Genomic DNA, 6,507 nt, shown 5'->3' with positions numbered 1-6,507 from the left:
CGAGGAGCTCGCCAAGAAGTACGCCCTGGCCCCCTACACCATGTTCATCGGCTCCGGCGCCCTGTGGGGCGAGACGATCCTGTTCTCGATGTGCATCCTGGAGGAGATGCAGTGGAAGCGCACCCGCTACATCACCTCGGCCGACTTCTTCCACGGCACCCTCGAGCTCGTGGAGCCGGGCGTCCCCGTGTTCCTGTTCATGGGCGAGGACGAGAACCGCAAGCTCGACGAGCGCGTCCGCGCCTTCCTGACCCGCGGCGTGACCGGCGACACCGACATCAACATCATCGACACCGCCGAGTTCGCGATCCCCGGCCTTGACGACGAGTTCCGCGTCATCGTCTCTCCGTGGATTCTGACGGTGCTCGTTACCGACCGCCTGGCTCGCTACTACGAGACGGTCACCAAGCACAACCTCAACTACCGTCGCTACTATCACCAGTTCGACTACTAAGAGCAAATAACGTTTGTGTAATTGGGCCTCGCTCCTATATGGAACGGGGCCTCGCTTGGGTTGGAGAGTAATTATGAGCTATCCCCAGCTTGCCGTCATGAATATCAGCCATCGTTATTTTGACCTTGAGGAGTTCTTTTCTTCGGCGTCGGCTTCGGGCTACACGTGTTGCGAGCTTTGGACCGGGGCGATGCATCTGTATGTCGATTGCCATGGATACGATTCGCTCGAGCAGGTGCGGGAGCTGTCACACCGGTATGGGGTTCGAATTGTGGGGCTTTGTCCCGAACAGAACAACCCCAAGCCGTGGAATATCGCGGCGCGCGGGAATGAGGCGCGTGCCCGCACGCTCGCGTACTTTAAGAACGTTGTAGATATCGCGGCGGAACTTGGAGCCGAGCAGGTCATGGTCTCGAGCGGCTGGGCATTTTTGAACGAGCCGATCGAGGACGCGTGGGGTCGCAGCGCCTCGATGCTGCGTGCGATTGCCGAGCATGCGGGAGAGCGCGGCGTGCGACTGGTGCTCGAGGCCCTACAGCCGGTTGAGTCGATGATCGTGAACTCGGCGGCCGACACGAAGCGCATGATCGAGGCAGTTGATCATCCGGCACTTAAGGCGTGTCTGGATTTGGGCGCTATGGCGGTGGCAGGGGATACCATCGACGATTATTTCGATCTGCTTGGCGAAGATGTCGCCCACGTGCATTTTGTCGATGTTGCGGCAGATGGCACGACGCATCTTGCCTGGGGTGACGGCGACCGCGATATGCGCGCCGACCTGGATAGGCTGGTGGCGCGCGGCTATCGCGGAGTTGTTTCGGCCGAGACCTATGACGGGCGCTATTTCGCCGACCCCGCAGCTGCCGATGCGCAGGTAATGGCAGAGTATCGTCGTGCGATTGGCGCCTAGGCGGGTTTGGGTTGCGGCGATCTGCCCTATGTTTCCAAATGAATACGGCGTGAGCGGCTGCGATGGATTTTCCCCGCAAACACTCTAGTATGCTAAAGTACCCAGAAGACCGGCGGAGCTATGCCGGTCTTCTGCTCTATATGAAACACAGCATGAGGAGGCTCACCAGATGACGGCCACACCGTGGGGATTCCGGGACATATTGCCCGAGGAGGCTCAGGCGCGCGAGGAGATCGCATGTACGGTGAAGGGCTGCTTTAGGGAGCATCATTACCTGCCGGTCGAGACGCCGCTGCTCGAGGACAAGAGTTCGCTCGAGGAGGGCGGCCGCATCGCGGACACGCCGTTTAAGCTCTTTGACGATGATGGCCGCCTGCTGGTGGTCCGTCCTGACAACACGTTGCCGATCGTGCGCCTGGTTTCGACCCGCATGCGTGCGGCCGACCTGCCCCTGCGCCTTCGCTACGAGGCGCCGGTGGTTCGTGAGTGCCAGCGCAATGCCGGCGGCTCGCGTCAGTTTACACAGCTGGGCTTTGAGCTTATCGGTGCGGGCGATACCGCGGGCGATGTCGAGATCGTCTCGCTGGTGGCGGAGGCCGTGCGCAAGCTGGCGCTGCCCGATGCACGCATTATCGCAGGTAGCGTGCGTCCGTTTAAGGAGTTGCTCGCGGCCTGTGAGGACCGCGAACTGGCTGCCGAGGCATTGCGTTGCGTGCACGCTAACGACTTTGTGGGCCTCGATGCCCGCGTGGCGGCAAGCGTCGAGTCCGAGGCCGTCAAGGCCGCCATTAGCGAGTTGCCGCGTCTGCACGGTGGTGCCGAGGTGCTCGACCGCGTCGATACGCTGCTGGCAGCGGCGGGCATTGTCGCGCCGCTCACGCGCGAGCTGCGTGCCCTGGTCGAGGGCCTGGCCCCCGAGGAGGCCCAGGTGCTGTCGTTCGACTTCTCCATCATGAACTCGTTTGATTATTACACGGGCCTGGTCTTTAAGGCCTATGCCGGCGGCTTGCCCGATCCGGTCGGTTCGGGCGGACGCTATGACTCCATCTTTACCGGCGCATTTGGCGACGGCATCGAGGTGCCGGCGGCGGGTTTCGCCTTTTCGCTCGAGCGTCTGGAGGCCGCGCGTACCTCGGCCGAGGACGCCGCTTCCGATGGCGATCACGCCGCGGGCTGTGGCGCCGAGGGTCCGCTGCGCATCGCCGTGCCCAAGGGCTCGCTTAAGGCCGACACGCTCGACGTGCTCGAGGCCGCGGGCCTGGACGTCTCCGAGCTGCGTGACCCCGGCCGTCACCTGATCGTGCGCGGCCGCGACACGCGTGCCGGCGAGGGCGCGGTCGGCGATATCGAGTTTGTCATCGTGCGTCCCAGCGATGCGCCTGCCTTTGTGGGTTGCGGCGGTGCCGATTGCGGCATCTGCGGCTGGGACTCGCTCATCGAGGCAGACCTCAACCTGCTGCAGCTGGTCGACCTGGGCTATGGCCTGTGCACCTTTATCGAGGCAGAGCCCGCGTGGCGCGCCGGCCAGGCCGAGCGCAACTATGCCCGCCGCGGGTCGCTTCGCGTGGCCACCAAGTATCCGCGCATCGCGAGTGCCTGGTATGCCGAGCGCGGCGTGAACGCCGATATCGTCTCACTGCACGGCAACATCGAGCTGGGCCCCATCGTCGGCATGACCGATCGCATCGTGGATATTACCGCCACGGGCGCCACGCTGCGCGATAACGACCTGGTCATCACCGGCCGCATCATGGACTGCACGGCCCGCTTCTTTGTCAATCCGGGCGCCGCACGTCTGGATCCGCGCGTACGCAATCTGGCAGATCGCTTGGCGGCAGCCGTGAAGGGCAAGCATTTTGAGCCCGTTGCGGGCTCGGCACAATAGCGCGAGCACTCACGGGCGCCCCAATGTCTGGGCTGCGGGCCGACTGGCGCCGCCGCTCGGCCTCTCGTTTTTCGAACACAACCTCGACCGATAGGGGATACCGATATGAAGACCATCAAGCTTGCTCCCGGTGAGCGCCTCGTTACCAACCAGCTCAACCGCAAGGGTGTGCTGCCGCAAAACATCGTCGACGCCGCCCGCGATATCGTGGCCAACGTGCGTGCCAACGGGGATGCCGCGGTGCGCGATTACTGTCAGCGTTTTGACGGCGTTGAGCTGCAGAGCTTCCGCTTGCCGCAGGAGCAGATCGATGCCGCGCTCGAAGGCCTTGACCCGGCCTTTGTCGCCGCGCTTGAGAAGGCCGCGCGCCAGATTCGCGAGTTCCACCAGTGCGAGGTCGAGCAGAGCTGGTTTACCACGCGTGTGGACGGCACGATGCTCGGCGTTAAGGTGACCCCGCTCGCGGCGGCCGGCATCTATGTACCGGGCGGTCGCGCGCAATATCCCTCCACCGTGCTCATGAACGCCATTCCCGCCAAGGTCGCCGGCGTCAAGCGCGTGGTTATGGTGACCCCGCCGCAAAAAGACGGCCTGATCAGTCCCTACACGCTCGCCGCGGCAAAGCTCGGCGGCGTGGACGAGATCTATATGGTGGGCGGCGCTCAGGCCGTGGCCGCGCTGGCTTACGGCACCGAGACCATTCCGCGTGTCGATAAAATCACCGGTCCGGGCAACGCCTTTGTCGCTGCGGCCAAGCAGATTGTCTCGGGCGACGTGGGAATCGACATGGTCGCTGGCCCCTCCGAGGTCTGCGTACTGGCCGATGCCACGGCCAAGCCCATGGTGGTCGCGGCAGACCTGATGGCCCAGGCCGAGCACGATCCGCTGGCAGCCTGCTATCTGGTGACTTGCGACGAGCAGTTTGCGCGTGAGGTCGAGGCGGGTATCGATATTCTGGTAGCGCAGTCGCCACGCGCCGAGATCACGCGCGCTTCGCTCGACAATGAGGGCACCATCGTGGTGGCCGCCGACATGGCTGCCGCCGTCGAGGCGGTGAACACCGTGGCGCCCGAGCATCTGGAGCTGCACTGCAAGGACGCGATGGGCCTGCTCGGCGGCATTCGCAACGCCGGCGCCATCTTTGTGGGCGCTTGGAGCTCCGAGCCGCTCGGCGATTACGTTGCCGGTCCCAACCACACGCTGCCGACTGGCGGCACGGCCATGTTCTCCAACCCGCTTTCGGTCGAAGAGTTCGTTAAGCGCTCGAGCGTCATTTGCTATACACCCGAGGGCCTGCTCTCCGACGCTCCCGCCACACAGCGTCTGGCCGAGGCCGAGGGCCTGTGGGCGCACGCGCTTTCGGCCGCACTGCGCCGCCGCGTGCTGGAGCAGGGCGAGGATGCCGTGAGTGCCGAGTCGCTCGCCGCGGCCGACCTGACCAAGGTTGCCTGGCCGGGCGACGCCGTGGCGACGGTCGCCGAGGGTGTGGACCTGGCGGCTGCAGGCGCGGATGGCGCTGGCGCGACCGGCGAGGAGGCCTAATATGGCCGAGCTGACGCCGCGCATGAAGGAGCTCGTCCAGCCCTACCTGGCCGGCATCGAGCCCTATGATCCCAACTTTACGCCTACGCGCATCAATCTTTCGGCCAACGAGAACACCTATCCCGTGCCGGCTGGCGTGCGCAAGGCGGTCGACGCGGCCCTGGCCGCCACGCCGCTCAACCGCTATCCCGACCCCATGTCCAACGACCTGCGCGATGAGCTTGCTGCCTGGCATGGCGTGGCGCGTGAGAATATTTGCGTGGGAAACGGCGGCGACGAGCTGCTCTATAACTACCTGCTGGCGTTTGGCGGCGCGGGGCGGACCCTGCTCAACTGCCCGCCGTGCTTTAGCGAGTATGCGTTCTTTGCGTCGCTCTGCCAGACCGAGGTGCGCGACGTGTGGCGAGACCCCGCGACCTTTGAGCTCGACCAGGCAGCCGTGCTTGCGGCGGCGCCCGAGTGCAACCTGGCGATCGTGACCTCGCCCAATAACCCCACGGGCGACGTGGCGCCGCTCAACTTTGTCGCGGCCCTGTGCGATGCGTGCCCCGGCATGGTGATGGTCGACGAGGCCTACGTTGAGTTTGCTGACGATTCGTTTGGCGCGGCCACCACGGCGCAGGGGCTTATCGCCGAGCATCCCAACCTGGTGATTCTGCATACGCTGTCCAAGGCGTTTGGCGCTGCCGGAACGCGGCTGGGCTACGTGATCGCGGCACCCGAGGTTATCGACGTGTTCGCGGCGATTCGCCAGATCTACTCGGTCAATGTGCTGAGCCAAGCCGCGGCACTTGCCTGTGTGCGTGCCCGCGACGCATACGCGCCCGTGGTGGCACAGGTCACATCCGAGCGCGAGCGCGAGCTGTGCGCCCTGCGCGCAATGGCTGCCGAGGGCCTGCCAGTGGAGGCATGGCCGAGTGCGGCGAACTTTGTACTCGTACGTACGCCGCATGCCACGCGCGTGCGCGAGCGCCTGCGCGACGAGTACTCGATTTTGGTGCGCGACTTTAGCTACGCACTGGGGCTCGCGGACTGCCTGCGCATTACCGTGGGCACCCCGCAAGAAAACGATGAGGTGCTGGCTGCGTTTGCCACGCTGGTGAAGGAGGAGATGTAGATGGGCCGTTATGCCGAGGTGACCCGTAAGACGGGCGAGACCGACATTGTCGTCAAGCTCGACCTGGACGGGAGCGGCGTGTGCGATATCTCGACCGGCGTGCCGTTTTTCGACCATATGCTCAACGCCTTTGGTCGCCATGGCCTGTTCGATTTGACAGTACATGCGGTAGGCGACGTGGAAGTCGACGCGCACCATACCGTTGAGGACACGGGTATTGTACTGGGCGAGGCGTTTTGCCAGGCGCTGGGCGATAAGGCGGGTATTACGCGCTTTGCCGACGCGGCGATCGCCATGGACGAGACGCTCGTGATGACCGCCGTGGATATCTCGGGCCGCGGGCAGGCCTATTGCGAGCTGCCCATGCCGACCGAGCGCGTGGGCGGCTTCGATACCGAGCTGGCCGTTGAGTTCTTCTATGCCTTCGCACGCGATGCCAAACTCACGCTGCACGTGCGCGAGCTGGCGGGCGGCAACTCGCACCACATTATCGAGGCCGCCTTTAAGGCCGTGGGCCGCACGATGCGCCACGCCTGCGAGCACGATCCCCGCGTGCAGGGTATCCCCAGCACCAAGGGCTCGCTGTAACCTGCCAAAAA

6 protein-coding genes are annotated in these 6,507 nt (G+C 64.5%); all 6 read left to right on the top strand.

What is annotated here, in order from left to right; translation table 11 throughout:
- A partial coding sequence (locus tag HMPREF9463_RS06060) for an SIS domain-containing protein (protein ID WP_035137731.1) occupies positions 1-454 on the top strand: 454 nt, incomplete at its 5' end.
- 73 nt (positions 455-527) lie between these two features.
- Complete coding sequence (locus HMPREF9463_RS06055) at positions 528-1,364, top strand: sugar phosphate isomerase/epimerase family protein (protein WP_035137730.1); 837 nt, start codon at positions 528-530, stop codon at positions 1,362-1,364.
- Positions 1,365-1,533: 169 nt separating this feature from the next.
- The gene (hisG, locus tag HMPREF9463_RS06050; protein WP_035137729.1) at positions 1,534-3,249 is read left to right on the top strand and encodes an ATP phosphoribosyltransferase; all 1,716 of its coding nucleotides are present in this window, start codon (positions 1,534-1,536) and stop codon (positions 3,247-3,249) included.
- Between the two features lie 105 nt (positions 3,250-3,354).
- Positions 3,355-4,791, top strand: coding sequence for a histidinol dehydrogenase (hisD, locus tag HMPREF9463_RS06045; protein WP_035137728.1), 1,437 nt, complete (start codon positions 3,355-3,357; stop codon positions 4,789-4,791).
- A 1-nt stretch (position 4,792) separates the two neighbouring features.
- Positions 4,793-5,908: a histidinol-phosphate transaminase gene (hisC, locus tag HMPREF9463_RS06040; RefSeq protein ID WP_035137727.1), complete on the top strand. Its 1,116-nt coding sequence runs from the start codon at positions 4,793-4,795 to the stop codon at positions 5,906-5,908.
- The gene (hisB, locus tag HMPREF9463_RS06035; protein ID WP_035137726.1) at positions 5,909-6,496 is read left to right on the top strand and encodes an imidazoleglycerol-phosphate dehydratase HisB; all 588 of its coding nucleotides are present in this window, start codon (positions 5,909-5,911) and stop codon (positions 6,494-6,496) included.
- Positions 6,497-6,507: the final 11 nt, after the last annotated feature.

It is taken from the genome of Collinsella sp. 4_8_47FAA (assembly GCF_000763055.1).
GTDB lineage: Bacteria > Actinomycetota > Coriobacteriia > Coriobacteriales > Coriobacteriaceae > Collinsella.
This window is presented reverse-complemented; position numbering and strand designations above follow the sequence as displayed.